Annotated in this window: 12 protein-coding genes; 5 read left to right on the top strand and 7 right to left on the bottom strand. The window is 65.1% G+C overall.

Features of this window, described 5'->3' with window-relative positions:
• Nucleotides 1-193 precede the first annotated feature (193 nt).
• Complete coding sequence (locus ACVK00_RS06785) at nucleotides 194-1,738, bottom strand: methyl-accepting chemotaxis protein (RefSeq protein WP_284894232.1); 1,545 nt, start codon at nucleotides 1,736-1,738, stop codon at nucleotides 194-196.
• Nucleotides 1,739-2,166: 428 nt separating this feature from the next.
• On the opposite strand from ACVK00_RS06785, the gene ACVK00_RS06780 reads away from it, so the two are divergent.
• Nucleotides 2,167-2,646 carry a DUF523 domain-containing protein gene (locus ACVK00_RS06780; protein WP_435521283.1) on the top strand — a complete coding sequence of 160 codons (480 nt, stop codon included), beginning with the start codon at nucleotides 2,167-2,169 and terminating at the stop codon, nucleotides 2,644-2,646.
• 99 nt (nucleotides 2,647-2,745) lie between these two features.
• Here ACVK00_RS06780 and pcaF read toward each other — a convergent pair whose 3' ends face one another.
• Entirely contained in the window at nucleotides 2,746-3,948 is a 1,203-nt protein-coding gene (pcaF, locus tag ACVK00_RS06775; protein WP_284894230.1) for a 3-oxoadipyl-CoA thiolase, read from the bottom strand.
• Nucleotides 3,949-4,175: 227 nt separating this feature from the next.
• Here pcaF and ACVK00_RS06770 point away from each other — a divergent pair, with 227 nt between their 5' ends.
• Nucleotides 4,176-4,964 carry an IclR family transcriptional regulator gene (locus ACVK00_RS06770; protein ID WP_006750374.1) on the top strand — a complete coding sequence of 263 codons (789 nt, stop codon included), beginning with the start codon at nucleotides 4,176-4,178 and terminating at the stop codon, nucleotides 4,962-4,964.
• Nucleotides 4,965-5,243: 279 nt separating this feature from the next.
• On the opposite strand, the gene ACVK00_RS06765 is transcribed toward ACVK00_RS06770, so the two are convergent.
• The 5 genes from ACVK00_RS06765 to ACVK00_RS06745 all read right to left on the bottom strand — a co-directional run bounded on the left by ACVK00_RS06765 (nucleotide 5,244) and on the right by ACVK00_RS06745 (nucleotide 14,350).
• Nucleotides 5,244-6,359, bottom strand: coding sequence for a succinylglutamate desuccinylase/aspartoacylase family protein (locus tag ACVK00_RS06765; protein WP_284894229.1), 1,116 nt, complete (start codon nucleotides 6,357-6,359; stop codon nucleotides 5,244-5,246).
• 185 nt (nucleotides 6,360-6,544) lie between these two features.
• The gene (locus ACVK00_RS06760; protein ID WP_284894227.1) at nucleotides 6,545-7,876 is read right to left on the bottom strand and encodes an MFS transporter; all 1,332 of its coding nucleotides are present in this window, start codon (nucleotides 7,874-7,876) and stop codon (nucleotides 6,545-6,547) included.
• Between the two features lie 56 nt (nucleotides 7,877-7,932).
• The gene (locus ACVK00_RS06755; protein WP_284894226.1) at nucleotides 7,933-9,123 is read right to left on the bottom strand and encodes a M20 aminoacylase family protein; all 1,191 of its coding nucleotides are present in this window, start codon (nucleotides 9,121-9,123) and stop codon (nucleotides 7,933-7,935) included.
• Between the two features lie 557 nt (nucleotides 9,124-9,680).
• Nucleotides 9,681-12,017: a WD40/YVTN/BNR-like repeat-containing protein gene (locus tag ACVK00_RS06750; RefSeq protein ID WP_284894225.1), complete on the bottom strand. Its 2,337-nt coding sequence runs from the start codon at nucleotides 12,015-12,017 to the stop codon at nucleotides 9,681-9,683.
• A gap of 59 nt (nucleotides 12,018-12,076) precedes the next feature.
• The gene (locus tag ACVK00_RS06745; protein ID WP_284894224.1) at nucleotides 12,077-14,350 is read right to left on the bottom strand and encodes a LamG-like jellyroll fold domain-containing protein; all 2,274 of its coding nucleotides are present in this window, start codon (nucleotides 14,348-14,350) and stop codon (nucleotides 12,077-12,079) included.
• Nucleotides 14,351-15,880: 1,530 nt separating this feature from the next.
• Here ACVK00_RS06745 and ACVK00_RS06740 point away from each other — a divergent pair.
• The 3 genes from ACVK00_RS06740 to ACVK00_RS06730 are packed head-to-tail and all read left to right on the top strand — an operon-like array spanning nucleotide 15,881 to nucleotide 20,327.
• On the top strand, nucleotides 15,881-17,497 hold the full coding sequence (locus tag ACVK00_RS06740) for a tryptophan halogenase family protein (RefSeq protein ID WP_284894223.1): 1,617 nt from the start codon (nucleotides 15,881-15,883) through the stop codon (nucleotides 17,495-17,497).
• The gene (locus tag ACVK00_RS06735; RefSeq protein ID WP_354123239.1) at nucleotides 17,497-18,582 is read left to right on the top strand and encodes a monodechloroaminopyrrolnitrin synthase PrnB family protein; all 1,086 of its coding nucleotides are present in this window, start codon (nucleotides 17,497-17,499) and stop codon (nucleotides 18,580-18,582) included. Before ACVK00_RS06740 ends, ACVK00_RS06735 begins: the two co-directional genes overlap by 1 nt.
• Nucleotides 18,583-18,626: 44 nt before the next feature.
• Nucleotides 18,627-20,327 (top strand): NAD(P)/FAD-dependent oxidoreductase, encoded by a 1,701-nt coding sequence (locus tag ACVK00_RS06730; RefSeq protein WP_284894221.1) that lies wholly within the window; start codon nucleotides 18,627-18,629, stop codon nucleotides 20,325-20,327.
• Nucleotides 20,328-20,349 lie beyond the last annotated feature (22 nt).

Genomic DNA, 20,349 nt, shown 5'->3' with positions numbered 1-20,349 from the left:
CGTTCGATCACACTCCTGCGCTTTCGGCAAATCTGACGAAAACATTATGCCGGGCACGGGTAAATATGTATTAGATTTGCATCATCTTGATTCAGCCGAACACTTTGTTTATACGTGAATCAAAAAATCCATTTTTATCCGATACCCATTCGAATCTCGTCAAATCGGAAACCCGGAGATTCGCCGCCGACGATTACCGAAACACGTTCACCGCATCCACCAGCCGCGTCGCCTGTTGCTTGAGGCTTTCCGACGCCGCCGCGCTTTGTTCGACGAGTGCCGCGTTCTGCTGGGTGATGTTGTCCAGATGCACGACCGCCTGGTCGACCTGCGCGACGCCGGTGCTCTGCTCGGCCGTCGACGAACTGATTTCCGCGATCAGATCCGACACCCGCTTCACCTGCGTGACGATGTCCTCCATCGTCCTGCCCGCATCGTCGACCCGCCGGGCACCCGACTCGACCCGGTCGACGCTCGCGCCGATCAACGTCTTGATTTCCTTCGCCGCGTTCGCGCTGCGCTGCGCGAGCGCCCTCACCTCGCCGGCAACCACCGCGAAACCGCGCCCCTGTTCGCCCGCGCGTGCCGCTTCGACTGCCGCGTTCAGCGCGAGGATGTTGGTCTGGAACGCGATCCCGTCGATCACGCCGATGATGTCGGCGATCTTGCGCGAGCTGTCGGTGATGTCGCGCATCGTCGTGACGACCTCGCTCACCGCCTGCCCGCCGCGCTCGGCCGCGTCGCTCGCCGACACCGCAAAGCGGTTCGCCTGCAGCGCGGTCTCCGCATTGCTGTCGACGGTGGCCGTCATCTCGGCCATCGATGCGGCCGTCTCCTGCACGCTCGACGCGGCCTGTTCGGTGCGCGCGCTCAGGTCGTTGTTGCCCTGGGCGATCTCGTTGCTCGCGCGCTGCACGTTGTGCACCTGCTCGCTGACGTCGTCGACGAGCCAGCGGAACATCAGCCCGAGCTGGTTGATCGTGCGTAGCGTCATGCCGATCTCGTCGACCCGGTTCATCCGCACGCCGCGCCGGCTTTCGCCGGTCGCCACGTTCAGCGCCTGGTCGTGCAGTTGCTTCAGCGGACGCACGATCTGCGCATCGAGCCACAACCCGGCCGCCACCGACACGCCGGCCGTCGCGGCCGCAAACGCCGCGAGGCCGCCACCGGTCAGCCCACAGGCCCAGGCCGCACCGACGACAGCCGGAGCCAGCACGCACAGCGCCGCATGAACGCGTGCGCGCACCGACATCGTCTGCGGCAGCGACGCGATGCGCAGCAGCCCGGTCCGGACGACCAAGCCCTTGTGGAAACGGCGCTGGCCCGCCTTGCCTTCGCGGAACGCGCGATACAGCGCATCGGCCGCCGCGATCTCGTCGCGCGGCGCCCGGGTGCGCACCGACATATAGCCATGCGGCGCGCCGTTGCGCATCACGGGCACCGCGTTCGCGCGCACCCAGTAGTGGTCGCCGTTCTTGCGGCGGTTCTTCACGAGTGCCGTCCACGGTTCGCCGTTCTTCAGCGTCGCCCACATGTCGGCGAACGCCTCCTTCGGCATGTCCGGGTGCCGCACGACGTTGTGCGGCTGGCCGACGAGTTCGTCGGTCGAGAAGCCGCTCACATGCGCGAACGTGGTGTTCGCGTACGTGATGATGCTGTCGGCATCGGTGGTCGACATCAGCGTGACGTCGTCGGGGAATTCGAATTCTTGTTGGGTGACAGGCTGGTTGTTGCGCATGCAGGGCTCCGAAAAGCGGATCCGGACGCAGGACCCGCGCGGCGCGAAAATCACGCTCAGTAGCCGAAAAACGGTTTATCGCTTCACGACGGTCTCGATCTAACTGTCGGCAATTTCCGGAAAAACCTTAATCTGGATGCGCGTAAAATATCGAATTCGGTCTTCAGGATGATTTCGATCAAATAATCCCGCGAAATCCCGCGATAATCGCGTCCGGCGCTTGGCGGATGCAGTCCGACTGCGTTACGCGATAACGTCAAGCGACGCACCAATCCAGACGGCCGTTGCACGCAGCAAAACGATTCAGCCTGATCGGCTTCATTCAACCGGCATTCGAACGTATTTCCGTTCGCTCAACACCGCCAACACGGAGAACGACATTGCAGAACGCGCCGCAGCCGCCGGCCACGCCGAAGATCCTCGTCAGCATGTGCGTGCTCGGACACCCCGTCCGATACAACGGCTCGGCGAAGACCGCCGCGCACGAAACGCTCGCACGGTGGCAGCGCGAAGGGCGTCTGGTGCCCGTGTGTCCGGAACTCGCAGGGGGCATGAGCGTGCCGCGTCCGCCCGCCGAAATCGCGAACGGCGAATCGGGGCAACGCGTTCTGGCAGGTGCCGCGCGCATCGTCGACGTGCACGGTACCGACGTGACAGCGCAGTTCGTCGACGGTGCGCAGACCGCGCTCGCGCTGGCACGCGCGCACGATTGCCGCTTCGCGATCCTGGCGGACGGGAGTCCGTCGTGCGGAAGCAGTTTCATTTACGACGGGAGTTTTGCGGGTCGGCGGCATGCCGGCGCCGGCGTGACGGCGGCGCTGCTGCGCCAGCATGGCGTCGAGGTATTCGCGGACACCGAGATCGACGCGCTCGCCGCGCGCCTCGCGCGACAATCGCCCGCTGAATGACGATGTGGCCGGCACGAAGATCGCGCGCGGCCACATCATCCGAAAAGGGAGTACGGTGAAGCGGCGCGCATGCCGCGCGCGCTTCACCGCATCACGCGATCACACGCGTTCGATCGCGATCGCGATGCCCTGGCCGACGCCGATGCACATCGTGCACAGCGCGAAGCGGCCGTTGGTGCGATGCAGCTGGTACATCGCGGTCGTGACCAGACGCGCGCCCGACGCGCCGAGCGGATGGCCGAGCGCGATCGCGCCGCCGTTGGGGTTCACGCGAGGATCGTCGTCGGCGACGCCGAGCATGCGCAGCACCGCAAGACCCTGCGATGCGAACGCTTCGTTCAGCTCGATCACGTCGAACTGGTCGATCGTCATCCCGAGCCGCGCGAGCAGCTTCTGCGTGGCCGGCGCGGGGCCGATGCCCATCACGCGCGGCGCGACGCCGGCCGTCGCGATGCCGAGCACGCGGGCGCGCGGCGTCAGGCCGAAGCGCTTCGCGGTAGCCTCGTTCGCAAGCAGCAGCGCAGCGGCGCCGTCGTTGACGCCCGACGCGTTGCCGGCCGTCACCGAGCCGTCCGGACGCACGACGCCCTTCAGCTTCGCGAGCGTCTCGAGCGACGTTTCGCGCGGATGCTCGTCACGCGAAAAGACAACCGGATCGCCCTTCTTCTGCGGAATCGTGACCGACACGATTTCCTCGGCGAGCGTGCCGTCCTGCTGCGCACGCGCGGCCTTCTGCTGGCTGCGCAGCGCGAACAGATCCTGATCGGCGCGGCTGATGTTGTAGTCGACCGCGACGTTCTCGGCCGTCTCCGGCATCGAATCCACGCCATGCAGCTGTTTCATCAGCGGATTGACGAAACGCCAGCCGATCGTCGTGTCGTAGATGTCGGCCTGGCGCGCGAACGCGCTGGCGGCCTTGCCCATCACGAACGGCGCGCGCGTCATGCTTTCGACACCGCCGGCCACCATCAGCGCGGCCTCGCCCGACTTGATCGCGCGTGCTGCCACGCCGACCGCGTCCATCCCGGAACCGCACAGGCGGTTGATCGTCGAACCCGGCACGCCCTCCGGCAGGCCCGCGAGCAGCGCCGACATGCGCGCGACGTTGCGGTTGTCCTCGCCGGCCTGGTTCGCGCAGCCGTAGATCACGTCGTCGATCGCCGTCCAGTCGACGTCGCGGTTGCGCTCGACGAGCGCCTTGAGCGGCACCGCGCCGAGGTCGTCGGCGCGCACGCCGGACAGCGCACCGCCGTAACGGCCGATCGGGGTACGAATCGCATCACACAGAAAAGCTTCGGTCATCAGTGTCTCCGGTCTCATGCAAGGCTGGGAAGTGAAGAAAACGCGCCCCTTGCATTGCCCGCCGGGATGCGCTTAAATGTTCTATATACGAACATAAGATCGTGTATCGAACGTTCAACGCATCATAGGGAGTGCGGGGACGACCTGTCAAGCGCCCGGTCAGCGGGGCGGTTGGCGTGTCAGGCCCCATGCGCTATCTTCTCGGCTGCACGACAATCCGACCGTTCATGACAACCGAAGACATCCAGACGAAACCCGGCGACTCCTATGTGCAGTCGTTCGCGCGCGGCCTCGCGGTGATCCGCGCGTTCGACGCCCAGCGCCCGGAGCAGACGCTCACCGAGGTCGCCTCGGCCACCGGGCTCACCCGCGCGGGCGCGCGCCGGATCCTGCTGACGCTGCAAACGCTCGGCTACGTCGAGGCCGATGGCCGGCTGTTCCGGCTCACGCCGAAGATCCTCGAGCTCGGCTTCGCGTATCTCACGTCGATGCCGTTCTGGAATCTCGCCGATCCGGTGATGGAGCAATTGTCCGCGCAGATCCACGAAAGCTGCTCGGCCGCCGTGCTCGACCGCACCGAGATCGTCTACGTGCTGCGCGTGCCGACCCGCAAGATCATGACGATCAACCTGTCGATCGGCAGCCGCCTGCCCGCGTACTGCACGTCGATGGGCCGCGTGCTGCTGTCCGCGCTCGACGACGCGACGCTCGACGAAACGCTCGCGCAGAGCAACATCCGTGCGCACACGCCCCGCACGATCACCGACATCGGCGAGTTGAAGGCGACGATCGCGCAGGCGCGCCAGCAAGGCTGGGCCGTGGTCGACCAGGAACTGGAAGTGGGCCTGATGTCGATTTCCGCGCCGATCCGCAACCGGCGCGGGCAGGTGATCGCCGCGATGAACATCAGCGGCAACGCGCAGCGGCATACCGCGAAGCAGATGGTGAAGGAGTTTCTCGGGCCGCTGCAGCAGGCCGCGCAGACGGTGTCGGAGCTGGTGGCACGGCGCGGGTGAGCGGGCCCGGCGGACCGGCAGGCGCGTGCGGGACGTTTCCCCCGCAGCCGGGGCGCCGCGGTGTGCTGCCTCGATTGTCGTGTCGGCGATACGACAATTCGCACATAAAAAGACGGGCGGCATACGCCGCCCGCTCAACTCTCTGACTCTATTGCAACATCCTTCTCACGGAGGGCGGAGCGAACTCCGCACCGCCAATTTAGTGACGCGGCAAAGCCGGGTCAATTTGACGAGAACGAAATTGCGCGGCGCCTCTCGGTCACCGTGCCGCCCGGCCAGTCACGCGCCCAGCAACATCCCCTTGCGCACCGGCACCACCCCCGTCACGCGGCCGAGCGGCGCGCCGGCCGTCACGAAGCGGATCGCGCGCCGCATGTAGAACACGCCGTCGGTGCTGCTCGATACCGTCGTGATCGCGTCGGTCAGCGGATCGACGATGTCGAACAGCGGATCGCCCGCGCGAATCGTCGCGCCGATCGCCGCGCGGTGCACGAGAATTCCGCTCACCGGCGCGTAGAACTGCTCGCTGCCCGCGAGCGGCGTGGCCGGCGCGGCGAGCGGCGGCAGCGGCGCGCGCTCGCCGCGCACGGCGCCGCACCACACCAGATAGTCGACGAGCGCGTCGGCGTCGCGCGCCGCGTATTCATACGTCACGTCGCGCTGGCCGCGGCATTCGACGGTCACGGCCACCGCGCCCGCCGCCATCGGCGTGCGCGCCGGCAGGTGCTGCCGCAACTGCGACCACAGCAGGTGATGCGCATCGTCGAACGCGTGGCCGCCCGAGTCCTCGGCCAGCAGCGACACCGCCGCGCCGAGATAGCGCGCGAGCGGCTCGACCTGCGGCCACGCGGTGTCGCTCGTGTACACGTGCATCACGGCTTCGAGCGAGCAATGCAGGTCGATCACGACATCGGCGTCATGCGACAGCTTCAGCAACGCCAGCTGCAACGCGTCGAATTCAGTGCGTGGCACGATCTCGTCGAGCGCCGCGCCGACGCATTCGCGCACGATCGCGCGATTGCGTTCGGGATCCATGCCGAGCCGGTCGCGCGCCCTTGCGGCGATGTCCGCGAGCGGCAGGAAACCGCGATTGAAGTTGCGCCCGCTCGCGAGATCGAACCGGCCGATGAATTGCCCGAGCAGATGCTGATTGAGCCCGACCGGGTTCGCGACCGGCACCAGCACGATCTCGGCCGCGAGCCGGCTGTCGGCGTCGAGCTGCGCGACACGCTGCTTGAGCGCGACCGCGGCGAGCATCGCGGGCGTTTCGTCCGCGTGCAGCGCGGCCTGCAGGTAGATCTTGCGGTCGGCGTCGGCCGGCCCGAAATGAAAGCTCGTCAGCGTGCGCTGCGTGCCGATCGAAGGCGACAGGAGCGGCGTGTTGCGAATCTGCATCGAGGGTCTCGAATGAAAAATGCGGGGAAAACGGCGCGCGGGGGTCAGTCGCCGTACCGGTAGAAATCGAAGTACATCTTCCCAATCCGGTCGCACGTGCCGTCCTAAAGCCTCGGCGACCGCGCCGGCGAACGCGAAATCCTCGCCCTTCGGCTGGCCCGGCTCACCGCCCGCGGCACGGCACGTCAGTCCATCGACTCGCGCGCGGTCTCGCGCAGCATCGCGACCGCGATCAGCGACAGCACCACGCATGCGGCCACATAGCCGGCCGGCGCGAGCGTGCTGCCGGTCGTCTTCACGAGCCAGGTCGCGATCAGCTGCGCGGTGCCGCCGAAAATCGTCACCGCGAGCGCATATGCGATCGAGATCCCCGTCGCGCGCACATGGCGCGGCAGCGATTCGCACATCAGCGCCATTTCGGATGCCGACCCGAGCGAATAGAACAGCAGCATCAGCGCGGTCAGCGGCAGGATCACGGACAGCGTCGGATGATGGTTCATCAGCCAGAACGCCGGGAACAGCAGCAGGACGAGCACGCCGCGGCCGACGAAGATCGGCATGCGCCGGCTGCCGAGACGGTCCGACAGCCAGCCGAACAGCGGACACGTCACCAGCATCACGCAGCCCGACGCGACGCCGACGAACATCGACAGCTTCATCGGCAGCCCGAGCGTATGGATCGCGTAGGTCGGCATGTAGAAGGTCAGGATGTAGGTCGACACCGTGCCGCCCATCACCGTCAGCATCAACAGCAGCACCGTGCGCGTGTGCTGCGAGAACAGCTCGCGCAGCACGCCGCGTTCGATTCCGTGGTGGCTGTCGCCGGGCGCATCGTCCGCGAGCCGGCGGCGCAGATACATGCCGACCGGTGCGATCAGCACGCCCACGAAGAACGGCAGGCGCCAGCCCCAGCCCTCGAGCGCATCCTTCGTCAGCGTGTTCGACAGCAGCGCCGCGAAACCCGAACCCATCAGCGCGGCACCGCCCTGCGTCGCGAGCTGCCAGCTCGCGCGGAACGCCCGGTGCGACGTGCCGCCCTGCTCGATCAGCGTGGACGTCGCGGCACCGAACTCGCCGCCCTGCGAGAAGCCCTGCATCAGCCGCGCGCAGACGACCAGCAGCGGCGCGGCCACGCCGGCCTGTGCGTAGGTCGGCGCGATCGCGATCAGGCCGGTGCCGAGCGCCATCAGCATGATCGTCAGGTTCAGCGCGGCCTTGCGGCCCTTGCGGTCCGCATAGACGCCGAGCACGACGCTGCCGAGCGGCCGCGTGAAGAAGCCGGCGGCAAACGTCGCGACCGACAGCAGCAGCGACGTGGTCGGGTCGCTCGACGGGAAGAACAGCTTGCCGATCAGGACTGCGAAAAAGCCGTACACGGTGAAATCGAAGAACTCCAGCCAGTTGCCGATCACGGCCGCCGCGATCGCGCCGCGTTTCGTGACAGCCGGAGCGCCGCGCGTATCGGTTGCGGCGGCGCCCGTCGACGCGGGGTGCAGCGCGAGATGGTCTTTCTGCATCGTTCGTCTCTCCTCTCAATGCGGCCGGAAGCGCCGGCCACGCGCCGCCGCCGGGATTACTGCCCGAGGTAACGCTCCACGAGGCGCGTCCAGAACGCCGCGCCGATCGGCAGATTGCGATCGTTGAAGTCGTACTTCGGGTTGTGCACCATGCAGCCGTCTTCCCCTTCGCCGTTGCCGAGCCGCACGAACGAGCCGGGCCGCTGCTGCAGCATGAACGCGAAATCCTCGCTGCCCATCAGCAGGTCGGCCTGCTCGACGACGTGCGCGTCGCCGACCAGCTCGCGCGCGACCTGCGCGGCGAAATCCGTTTCGGCATCCGTATTGACGACGACCGGATAGCCTTCGATGTACTCGACGTGCGCGATCGCGCCGTAGCTCGCGGCCTGCGATTCGGCGAGCTCGACGATGCGGCGCTTCAGCAGCGCGCGCACTGCGGGGCTGAACGAACGCACGCTGAGTTCGAGACGCGCGCCGTTCGGGATCACATTGTTCGCGGTGCCCGCGTGCATCGAGCCGACCGTGACGACCGCCGGCTGCGACGGGTCGACGTTACGCGCGACGATCGTCTGCAGCGCCATCACGATGCTCGCCGCGACGACCACCGGGTCGACCGTCAGGTGCGGCCGCGCCGCATGGCCGCCGACACCCTCGATCGAGATGATCGCCTTGTCGCCGGCCGACATGAACGGGCCGCGCCGCGTGAGGAACACGCCGGGCGCCGCGCCCGGATGGTTGTGCATGCCGAACACCGCATCGCACGGAAAGCGCTCGAACAGGCCGTCGTCGATCATCTTCTTCGCGCCGCTGTCGACGCCGTGCTCTTCGGCCGGCTGAAAATACAGGTGCACGGTGCCGGAGAAGTTGCGCGTCTTCGCGAGGTGCTGCGCGGCGCCGAGCAGCATCGTCGTGTGGCCGTCGTGGCCGCACGCGTGCATCTTGCCGTGCGTGCCGCTCGCATACGGCAAGCCGGTCGCCTCGAGGATCGGCAGCGCATCCATGTCCGCGCGGATGCCGATGCTGCGCGTGCCGTCGCCGACCCGCAGCGTGCCGACCACCCCCGTCTGCCCGACCCCGCGCGTCACCTGCCAGCCCCATTGCTCGAGCTTGTCCGCGACGAGCGCGGCCGTCTCGTGCTCTTCGTAGGCGAGTTCCGGGTGATGGTGAATGTGATGGCGGATCTCGCGCAGCCCGCCGGCGGCGGGCATGAGATCGTCGATTTCGGTGAATCGGGCGTCGGTGGTCATCAAGCGGCTCCTGCTGATGGGAAAGCGAGCCACTATATCGAGCCGATATCCGCTCAATAAGATGCGGAATTTTTCACCGCGATAAGATTTTTTAATCAGGGTTAATGCGGATGCGGGGCGCTACTTGTAGCCTTCGATTAGATGTGGACACGGGCGCGGGGAGAATCGCTGGGCTGCCCGCTTGCAGATAGCGCCAGATCCGGTCATGCGTTCACCTGGCGAAATCCATGTGCGGCAGTTCGAATTATTCGAACCGCCCCGTGTCGAATGACGTCGCTCGTCGCGGCGACTCAGAAGGTACACGTCGCGAATCAAAGCTGGCACTGACCATAGCCTTGCGAAGACCAGCGTCAACTCCCGAGCAGCGCCGGCAGCCCCTGTCGCGCGTTGTACGAAACCAGAGTTTGAGCAGGCGATCGTACCGTAGTGGTAAAAGATCGACTCAGAGTCTTTGTCGGCCATAGGTGCCCACCTTCCCAATCGGTGGACACCTATGCGCCTCGGTCAGAGCGCCGTGACGTAGACGTCGAGAATGGACCCCTTACGGTCGATCAACCTCAATTGCTATAGATCAGACCGCGAGCGGCGCCGTTGACGTAAATCCTGCCATACGTGTTCCAGTCGCCGGCCATCACGCCGGAGTCGCCGAATTGGTGCGCGTCATCGTTGAAGCGCGCCCACGTTGCACCACCGTCGTCGGAATGGTAAATGCCCCAGACGCCGTTCAATGTGCCTTCCACGTAGACCGCGGCCGAGTACGACGAACCGGTCGGTGCCCTGCCCAACGCGATCACGGTGGCGCCCGGTGTATCGTTGGTCGACGCAAAGACGCTGAGCTTCGTCCAGGTTGCCCCCGAGTCCACCGAGTGGTACACGGCCGTGCCGTCGGCCAGCCAGAGGTCACCCTCGGCGTTCGGATTGACCGCCATCGACGTATCCCGCCACGAATTCCAGGCCAGGTTCGCGTTCACGGAGCCCTGGCTCAGCGCGAACGTGTGGCCGCCGTCGTTCGAGACGTAGATCTTGCCGCGCTGCCAGCTCCACGGTGCGCCGCCGGAGTCGTAGGCATAGACCTTGTTCGGGTTCTTGCGGTCCGCGGCCAGGCGGTAGGCGCGCGGGAAGCCGTTCCATTTGGCACTGAACGCCGGCAGGTTGGTCGCCGTCCAGCTGGCGCCATTGTTTGTCGTATACGACGGCACCGAGTCCGGCGGTGCCCACGTCACGTTGTTGCGGGACGGGACGACCAGGTTGCCCACGTTGCTCTGGCTTGCCGCGGCGCCGTTGGGCAGCGACGCGAACGTCGCCCAGGTATTGCCGCTGTCGCCCGACCAGAAGCCCTTGGTGGCATGGCCGTTGGCGTTGTCGACGCCCGCGGCGGCGATGTACGTCGGATCGGACCACGACATATCGGCCGAATTGCCGCTGCTCCACGTGTTCAACGGGCCTTTCGTCGGCCTCGTCGAGAGGTCCGTATTGACCCATGTGCCGATGTCGCCGGCGCTGTTGATGAAGTTGTACGACGCGCCGGGCGGCGCCGTGACGAGCGCCAGCGTCACGGTTTCCTCGAGGTTGTCGACCTTGGGGCTCCAGGTTGGCGTGGGCGACGAGGCGTTCATGGTTTCGCAGATGCCGCCGCCGTGGACGTGCATGACGTGATCGCGATTGGCTGGGTCGATGGTGACGCCCTCGACCCAGCCGGCGCAGCCACCCGAGGCAGTGCCGGTATGCGGCATGCCGGCCTCGATTTCGCGCCACGTACTGCCGCCGTCGTCGGATAGCTGGATGGTCTTGCTGGTGTCGCTCCAGCCGGTCATGCCCAGTGCGATGCGGGCGGACGAGCCCAGACCTGAGACGGACAGGCCGCCAAAGCCGTTGCTGTTGGAGCTGTTGAGCAGCGTCCAGTTGCCGTTGTTACTTCCGCCGAACTTGTAGAGATAGCTCGGTCCGCCGATGCCCTGGCCGACGCCCGCGTTGAACACCACGTAGAAGTTGCCGTCGGACGTGCGCACGACGTGCGGGATGTAGTAGCCGGACACCGTCGGCGGGACGGGCACCGGCGTCCACGAGAAGCCGCCGTTGGTGGACTTGTACAGGGTCGACGTCAGGCCCGCCGCGTTAGCGTAATCCGGGGCGACGGTGGCCCACATGATCCAGGTCGGCTGGCCGCCGCCCGTGCCCGACGTGTCGAAGATGACCTGCTCGACGCCCAGCGGGGAGCCGCCGCCGCTGATCGTAGTGGAGGACAGACCCGTGACCTGCGTCCAGGTACGGCCGGAATCGGCACTCTTCCACAGGCCGGCCGTGCGCGATCCGTAGAACAGCGTCGAGGGATTGTTGGGGTCGACCTGCAGGCGCTCGCCCGTGGCCCGGCCGTTGTCGTTGCCGCCCACCGGGAACGGCAGGTCGTAGTGCGTCCAGGTGTTGCCACGGTCACTCGAGATGTAGATGCGGCCGTTGTGACCCTGCGTCACGGTAATGCCGGTCATCATGTAGACGAGCTGATCGTTGTTCGGGTCGAGCGCGAAGCTTTCGACGCCGTGGAAATCGCCCTCGCCTGCACCGAAACCGATGCCGTCGGTGATAGGCGTCCACGTCGAGTTGGTCGCGTTCCAGCGGTACGCGCCGCCAACGTCGGTGCGTGCGTACAGCAGGCTCGGGTTGGCTGGATGGTAGATGAGGCCGGTGACATAGCCGCCCCCGCCCCACTTGACACTGGTCCAACTGGCCGCCGGCAGGTTGCTGCCGCTGCCATTTCCGCCGATCTGACTACGATTAGCGGCTACATTGGCACCCGCATTGGTCACACCTGTCGCGCTATCGGATCCGCCGCCACAGCCCCATAACGCACACGCCATCGCCGCAGCGGCAATCCATCGTTGAGAAAACGCTGTCATCGAAGAAATCCTTAAAGGAAGAGGGTCCATCGCAGGGCCCGCCATCGAGCCCCGCGCAATCAATTCGCCAAGAGCGATGCGATCTGCGCAGCGCTGAGCGCACCGCGATAGATGCGGAAATCGTCGATCAGGCCGTTGAACGTGGCGTCGGCACTGTATTGCGATTTGCCCAGCCAGTTCTGCGTGGTGCTGCCCAAGCGGAACGGCGCCTGGAACATCGCCGTGTTGGTGCTGACGGGCATGCCGTCCACGTACATCGTGCCGGTCGAACCCGATAGCGTGACGGCCACATGCACCCATCGCTTGCTCGGCAGCTCGGTGGGGGCGTCGATGATCTGTTCCGGAGGGCCGTCGCCGGGGCCATTGGCCGTCATGGCGAAGCGCATGCCGGCCCAGCCGTTGCGCAACTGCCCGCGCGGCGTGAACATCATGTAGCGGTGGAAGCCCGTGCCGAAGTCGAACAGGCGTGCCCACGTTTGCGCGCCGTTCCAGAACACCCAGCTGGCGATGGTGAAGTCCGACACATCGGCCAGCAGATCGTCGGGCAACGCCACATACGCGCCCGAACCGTTGAGCAAGACCGCGTTGCCGCTGTGCCCCGCTGCCCACGTTGCGCCGTTGAGCGTGCCATTGCGCCTGTTGCCCGAGCTATCGGCGGCCGTGATGCCGCTGCCTTCATCAAACGTGAGGTGCGCGAGCAGCTGCTGCGCCGTGATCACTTTCACTTCGTTGGAGGGCGCCGATTCGCCCGCAATCGTTTGCGCTGTCACGACATAAAAATACGTGCCGGCAGCGGCTGGCATATCGGTATAGGTCAGCAGATCGGTGATACCGCTCTGGATGGTGCTGTACGGTCCGCCGGCAATGGTGGCGCGCTTGACGTTGTAGCTGACGGCGTTGCTGCTGCCCCACCACGACAGCACCACCTTGCCCGCGCTGGCGTAGCCGGTCAGGCCGGTCGGCGTTGCGGCAGGGGTGCCGGGGTCGAGCGTGCAGGTGAGCGTGCCGTAGCCAAGCTGGTCGAAGCCGCCACTGTTGGGGCCGTAGTTGCCGCCGCCGCCTTCCGGTGCCACAAGCTCGGCAGCGCGCTGGGTGTAAGGCGCCGCCAGACCTTTGCGGTTGATGTAATGGTTGGCCACCAGCGCCCAGCAGGGCCGCCCCAGGGCGTCGCCTTGCCCGCCGGCGGCGAACTGCGTCTGGATGACGCCGGCGCTGTTCTGGTACGTGACGAAAGGCACCGTGTAGAACGCGCCGCCTGCCTGCTTCAGGTTGGCCTTGGCCACGTATTCCGCGCCCGCCAGGAAGCGATTGTTGTCATAGCCGTACAGGTCGATGCCCTGATTCCACGCCATCTCGCAAATGGCACCCGTCAATGCGATGCCGAGCGTGCTGTGGCCCTGGTCCCGGCCGGCTTCCTGCCATTGCCCGAGGTTGCCGGGGTGCAGGTAGTACACGGCTTGCCGGATACAGCCGTTACTGCCACCGGTCTTGAAATGGGTGATGGCCTCGTTGACGAGCTCGGCATCGTCGCACAACACGCCAATGGCCAGGACGCACGCGATATTGGCCAGGCCCCAGTTGGCCCAGTAGTGCGTGTCCATCGCGGTGTCGATACGGGTCAGGAAAGCGTGACTGACCGGGTAGAAGACATTGCGCATCATCGCCTGGAATGCGGCGAGTCCGGCCGGACTCCAGCCGCTGTAGCCGCGCATGATTTCGGCTGCGTTGGCGAACTCGTAGCCGTAGATGCCGGCGGCGAGCGCCACGTCACTGCCGCCAAGCGTCGTCAGCGTCGAGGCCCATTGGTCCAGATACTCCACGGCTTTGTCGGCATAGCGTTTGTCGTCCGACACCTTCCAGCGCAGCGCGTCGCCATAGGCGGCGGCGATGTCGTTGTAGAGAGCGCCGTAGTTCTGACCATGCGTGGGATCATTGCCGCGATAGATGCCGACCTGCGGGTTCGGCTTGTTCGTGAGGCGCGTGTGACCGTTGGCGACCAGCACGTTCCAGCTATCGATCCACGGGGAAGCGTGCGCGCCGACTTTGGCGCGCATGCGTTCGAAATCCGCCTCGGTATGCAGCAAGCCAGGATGCGCGAAGGCGCGGGTTTGGGCAGTGCCTGCCGACATCGCCCCTGCGTCGATACCGTCCGAAGCTGGAGCAACTCCGGACGCCTGGCCGGTGCCGTTTGCCGATGTACGCTCACCGCCTGTAACCGCGTTGCTTCCGTCGCCGCCGCATCCGGCCAGAAGCGTTGCACCGAGCCCCATCACGAAATGGCGTCGTGCAATACTTTCGATGTCGCCGAGTGGGACGATTTCCTCGGGTAGCATCGTCGGTGCTCCGTTGTCTCGCATGTCTGGATCCCCAGTTTTTTAGCTATAGTCGAAGCGACAAAAATGTACGAACCGTTCCGTATTCATCAGGAACGCGTAGCATTCTATCCAGTGCGACAGGGATTCAATCAAGCGAAAAAAAACAAATTCACCAATGACACGCACTTGTCACATCGGTGATGCAGGGATTGAGGAATGCGCGAAGCGGCTGGGCACCGCCGTAGAACAAAACAGAGTTGAGCTTGGGCATGATCTGTTGTCCGTAGCGCGCTCACTGCGGAGCACGCCATCTCGAATCCGACGACCAACCTGCCAATAGAAGTTCGGCGTTGACGGCTGCGGCCGCCCGTGCACGCGCCGGATCAATCATCCGGCAGATGTCGGCCAATCGGATACGGGACAAGTTCGGTCATCTGGTCCGGATAGCAGAAATCGGCAGCGCTGCGTGCCCGCACGGGCCACGTTACCGGAATCTCGGCAACGGCGAAACCACGGCGACCACCCAATTTTCCCCGCACCGCGGAGAGAATTCAGCCTTCCGCTCGCCTCTCCCCGTGGAAAGTGTGGGCGCTCGCAACTGAGCTTCCGCACCCCTGAGACGAAGTTGGCTCGATCCGCAGTGCCGGCGGATCGAAGAACCTCCAGGCCCGTCTGTGACGCAATGCCCAATTAACCCGCCCACCGGCGTCGCCAGCGCTAGAAATGCAGGGGTGCCGAAACGGTGACGGTCCCGCTTCTCGCTTGGCGCGGGGCGGGAGTGCTCAATTCCCCTCTGCAGGGTGCCGCACACACGGGGGCTTCGCTTGTGTCCCGAAATGAATGGGAACAAAGCCCTTACTGTGTTCCCCTTCAATTTATTCGATTCAATGCTGCGGGATGGCACGGGAACAAGGGCTCGCCAGCCCTCCGAATTTCTCCACTTTTAAACCGGACTATTTCTTGGGCCAGGGCCAATTGACACCTTTGTTTCGCAAATGGCGACGCCGTTATTTCCCCTCGTCAATTAAGACTTTAATTTCGCATTTTTATACAATAAATCCGCTGGCGCACACACCATCAACGAAAAAGTAAATTTCTACTTTTTAAAAAATTAAATCGTTTGTTATCGGATACTTCGCCGATATTGAGTATTTCTCTGGATTAACCGAGATTGATACGAAATTTTGCGAGACGTGCCATCGTGAACACTGCTATGGTGCGTCGGTGCGGCTACGCGCATGATCCGGCGAGCCTCGACAAGCCCTTGCGCGGTGTGCCGCCGCTGCAATGGGCGCCTAGCATTATTCGATTGTGCTTCTCTATTTGAATTGAGAGCGGAACAGCCTCAGATCACACTCTGAGACTGCAGCCAAGGATGTCCGGATATTGCGCGGAGGGACGTCCTTTGCTGCGATTCACTACGCCTTCCCGGTGTCATTTATCGGTAATGAGCCACACACGTTATGACGCGTTACCGGACGAGTTGCGCGTTCAACTCGATAAGGCGTCACTATCCATTGAGGTTTTAAATCCTATGGGAAAGGTGGCATGAGCAATCCGATCAAGAATATCGTTATCGTGGGCGGCGGCACCGCGGGGTGGATGACCGCCTCGTACCTCGTCCGGGCGCTCCAGCAGCAGGCGACCATTACGCTGATCGAGTCTGCGGCGATCCCCCGGATCGGCGTGGGCGAGGCAACCATCCCGAGTTTGCAGAAGGTGTTCTTCGACTTCCTCGGGATACCCGAGCGGGAGTGGATGCCCCAGGTGAACGGCGCGTTCAAGTCCGCCATCAAGTTCGTGAACTGGAGGAAGTCTCCCGACCCCTCGCGCGAAGACTACTTCTACCATTTGTTCGGCAACGTGCCGAACTGCGACGGCGTGCCGCTTACCCACTACTGGCTGCGCAAGCGCGAACAGGGCTTCCAGCAGCCGATGGCGTACGCCTGCTACCCGCAGCCCGGGGCGCTCGACAGCAAGCTGGCACCGTGCCTGGCCGACGGCACGCGCCAGATGTCCCACGCGTGGCACTTCGACGCGCACCTGGTGGCCGACTTCCTGAAGCGCTGGGCCGTCGAACGCGGGGTGAAGCGCGTGGTCGACGAGGTCGTGGACGTTCACCTGAACGACCGCGGCTACATCTCCAGCCTGTCCACCAAGGAGGGACGGACGCTGGAGGCGGACCTGTTCATCGATTGCTCCGGCATGCGGGGGCTCCTGATCAACCAGGCCCTGAAGGAACCCTTCATTGACATGTCCGACTACCTGCTGTGCGACAGCGCGGTCGCCAGCGCCGTGTCCCACGACGACGCGCGCGAAGGGATCGAGCCGTACACCTCCGCGATCGCCATGAACTCGGGATGGACCTGGAAGATTCCGATGCTGGGCCGGTTCGGCAGCGGCTACGTCTTCTCGAGCAAGTTCACCTCGCGCGACCAGGCCACCGCCGACTTCCTCAACCTCTGGGGCCTCTCGGACAATCAGCCGCTCAACCAGATCAAGTTCCGGGTCGGGCGCAACAAGCGGGCGTGGGTCAACAACTGCGTGTCGATCGGGCTGTCGTCGTGCTTTCTGGAGCCGCTGGAATCGACGGGAATCTACTTCATCTACGCGGCGCTTTACCAGCTCGTGAAGCACTTTCCCGATACCTCGTTCGACCCGCGGCTGAGCGACGCCTTCAACGCCGAGATCGTCTACATGTTCGACGACTGCCGGGATTTCGTCCAGGCGCACTACTTCACCACGTCGCGCGAAGACACGCCGTTCTGGCTCGCGAACCGGCACGACCTGCGGCTCTCGGACGCGATCAAAGAGAAGGTTCAGCGCTACAAGGCGGGGCTGCCGCTGACCACCACGTCGTTCGACGATTCGACGTACTACGAAACCTTCGACTACGAATTCAAGAACTTCTGGTTGAACGGCAACTACTACTGCATCTTTGCCGGCTTGGGGCTGCTGCCCGACCGGTCGCTACCGCTCTTGCAGCACCGACCGGAGTCGATCGAGAAGGCCGAGGCAATGTTCGCCAGCATCCGGCGCGAGGCCGAGCGTCTGCGCACGAGCCTGCCGACGAACTACGACTACCTGCGGTCGCTGCGTGACGGCGACGCGGGGGTGTCTCGCAGCCAGCGCGGGTCGACGCTGGCGGCGCAGGAAATCCTGTAGTGGAGCGCACCCTGGACCAGGTAGGCGCATTCGCGGCCACGCACGCCGCCGTGGCGGCCTGCGATCCGCTGCAGGCGCGCGCGCTCGTTCTGCAGTTGCCGGGCCTGAACCGTAAAAAGGACGTGCCCGGCATCGTCGGCCTGTTGCGCGCGTTCCTCCCGGCGCGCGGCGTGCCCGCCGGCTGGGGCTTCGTCGAAGCCGCCGCCGCGATGCGGGACATCGGCTTCTTCCTGGGGTCGCTCAAGCGGCACGGACACGAGCCCGCGGACGCGGTGCCCGGGCTCGAGCCGGTGCTGCTCGACCTGGCGCGCGCGACCGACCTGCCGCCGCGCGAGACGCTCCTGCATGTGACGGTCTGGAACCCCGCGGCGGCCGACGCGCAGCGCAGCTACACCGGGCTCCCCGACGAAGCGCACCTGCTCGAGAGCGTGCGCATCTCGATGGCGGCGCTCGAGGCGGCCATCGCGGTGACCGTCGAGCTGTCCGACGTGTCCCTGCGCTCACCCGCGTTCGCGCAAGGGTGCGACGAGCTGGCCGCCTATCTGCAGAAAATGGTCGAATCGATCGTGTACGCGTACCGCTTCATCTCGCTGCAGGTCTTCTACGACGAGCTGCGCCCCTTCTACGAACCGATTCGAATCGGAGGCCAGAGCTACCTCGGCCCCGGTGCCGTGGAAATGCCCCTCTTCGTGCTGGAGCACGTGCTGTGGGGCTCGCAATCGGACCACCAGGCCTATCGAGAATTCAAGGAGACGTACCTGCCCTACGTGCTTCCCGCATTCAGGGCGGTCTACGCGCGGTTCGCCGGCGAGCCTGCGCTCGTCGACCGCGCGCTCGGCGAGGCGCACGCGATCGGCACGCGGGGCGAGCCCGTCCGGGCCGGGCTGGCGGCCCTCGACCGGGTCTTCGAGGTCCTGCTGCGCTTCCGGGCGCCTCACGTCAAATTGGCCGAGCGGGCGTACGAAGTCGGTCGAAGCGGCCCAAGCATCGGCAGCGGGGGGTACGCGCCCAGCATGCTCGGCGATCTACTCACGCTCACGCGCGCCGCGCGGTCCCGCATCCGCGCCGCGCTCGACGAATCCTGACGCACGCGGCGATGTGTTCCATCTCACAAGGAGAGTTTGCCCCCATGACTCAGATGAGCCCCGCGAACGGGCGCGATAGCAACCACTTCGACGTGATCATCCTCGGCTCGGGCATGTCCGGCACCCAGATGGGCGCCATCCTGGCCAAACAACAGTTTCGGGTGCTGATCATCGAGGAGTCGTCGCACCCGCGGTTCACGATCGGCGAATCGTCGATTCCCGAGACGTCTCTCATGAACCGGATCATCGCCGATCGCTACGGCATTCCGGAGCTCGACCACATCACGTCGTTCTACTCGACGCAGCGTTACGTCGCGTCGAGCACGGGCATCAAGCGCAACTTCGGCTTCGTGTTCCACAAGCCCGGCCAGGAGCACGACCCGAAGGAGTTCACGCAGTGCGTGATTCCCGAGCTGCCGTGGGGTCCGGAGAGCCATTATTACCGGCAAGACGTCGACGCCTACCTGTTGCAAGCCGCCATCAAATACGGCTGCACGGTCCGCCAGAAGACGAGCGTGACCGAATACCACGCCGACAAGGACGGCGTCGCGGTGACCACCGCCCAGGGCGACCGGTTCACCGGCCGGTACATGATCGACTGCGGCGGGCCCCGCGCGCCGCTCGCGACCAAGTTCGGGCTCCGCGAAGAACCGTGTCGCTTCAAGACGCACTCGCGCAGCCTCTACACGCACATGCTCGGCGTCAAGCCGTTCGACGACATCTTCAAGGTCAAGGGGCAGCGCTGGCGCTGGCACGAGGGGACCTTGCACCACATGTTCGAGGGCGGCTGGCTGTGGGTGATTCCGTTCAACAACCACCCGCGGTCGACCAACAACCTGGTGAGCGTCGGCCTGCAGCTCGACCCGCGCGTCTACCCGAAAACGGACATCCCCGCGCAGCAGGAATTCGACGAGTTCCTCGCGCGGTTCCCGAGCATCGGCGCGCAGTTCCGGGACGCCGTGCCGGTGCGCGACTGGGTCAAGACCGACCGCCTGCAATTCTCGTCGAGCGCCTGCGTCGGCGACCGCTACTGCCTGATGCTGCACGCGAACGGGTTCATCGACCCGCTCTTCTCCCGCGGGCTCGAGAACACCGCGGTGACCATCCACGCGCTCGCGGCGCGCCTCATCAAGGCGCTGCGCGACGACGACTTCTCCCCCGAGCGCTTCGAGTACATCGAGCGCCTGCAGCAGAAGCTCCTGGACCACAACGACGACTTCGTCAGCTGCTGCTACACGGCGTTCAAGGACTTCCGGCTGTGGGACGCGTTCCACAGGCTGTGGGCGGTCGGCACGATTCTCGGGCAGTTCCGGCTCGTGCAAGCCCACGCGAGGTTCCGCGCGTCGCGCGACGAGGGCGATCTCGATCACCTCGACAACGACCCGCCATACCTCGGCTACCTGTGCGCGGACATGGAGGAGTACTACCAGTTGTTCAACGACGCCAAAGCCGAGGTCGAGGCCGTGAGCGCCGGGCGCAAGCCGGCCGAGGAAGCCGCGGCGCGGATTCACGCCCTCATCGACGAACGAGAGTTCGCCAAGCCGATGTTCGGCTTCGGGTATTGCATCACGGGGGACAAGCCGCAGCTCAACAACTCGAAGTACAGCCTGCTGCCGGCGATGAAGCTGATGTACTGGACGCAAACCAGCGCGCCGGCAGAGGTGAAAAAGTACTTCGACTACAACCCGATGTTCGCGCTGCTCAGGGCGTACATCACGACCCGCATCGGCCTGGCGCTGAAGTAATCGACCAACGACGACACAAAAA

The sequence above is a fragment of the Burkholderia sp. PvR073 genome, assembly GCF_054055695.1.
The sequence above is the reverse complement of the archived record's forward strand: the minus strand, read 5'-3'. Positions and strand labels throughout refer to the sequence as shown.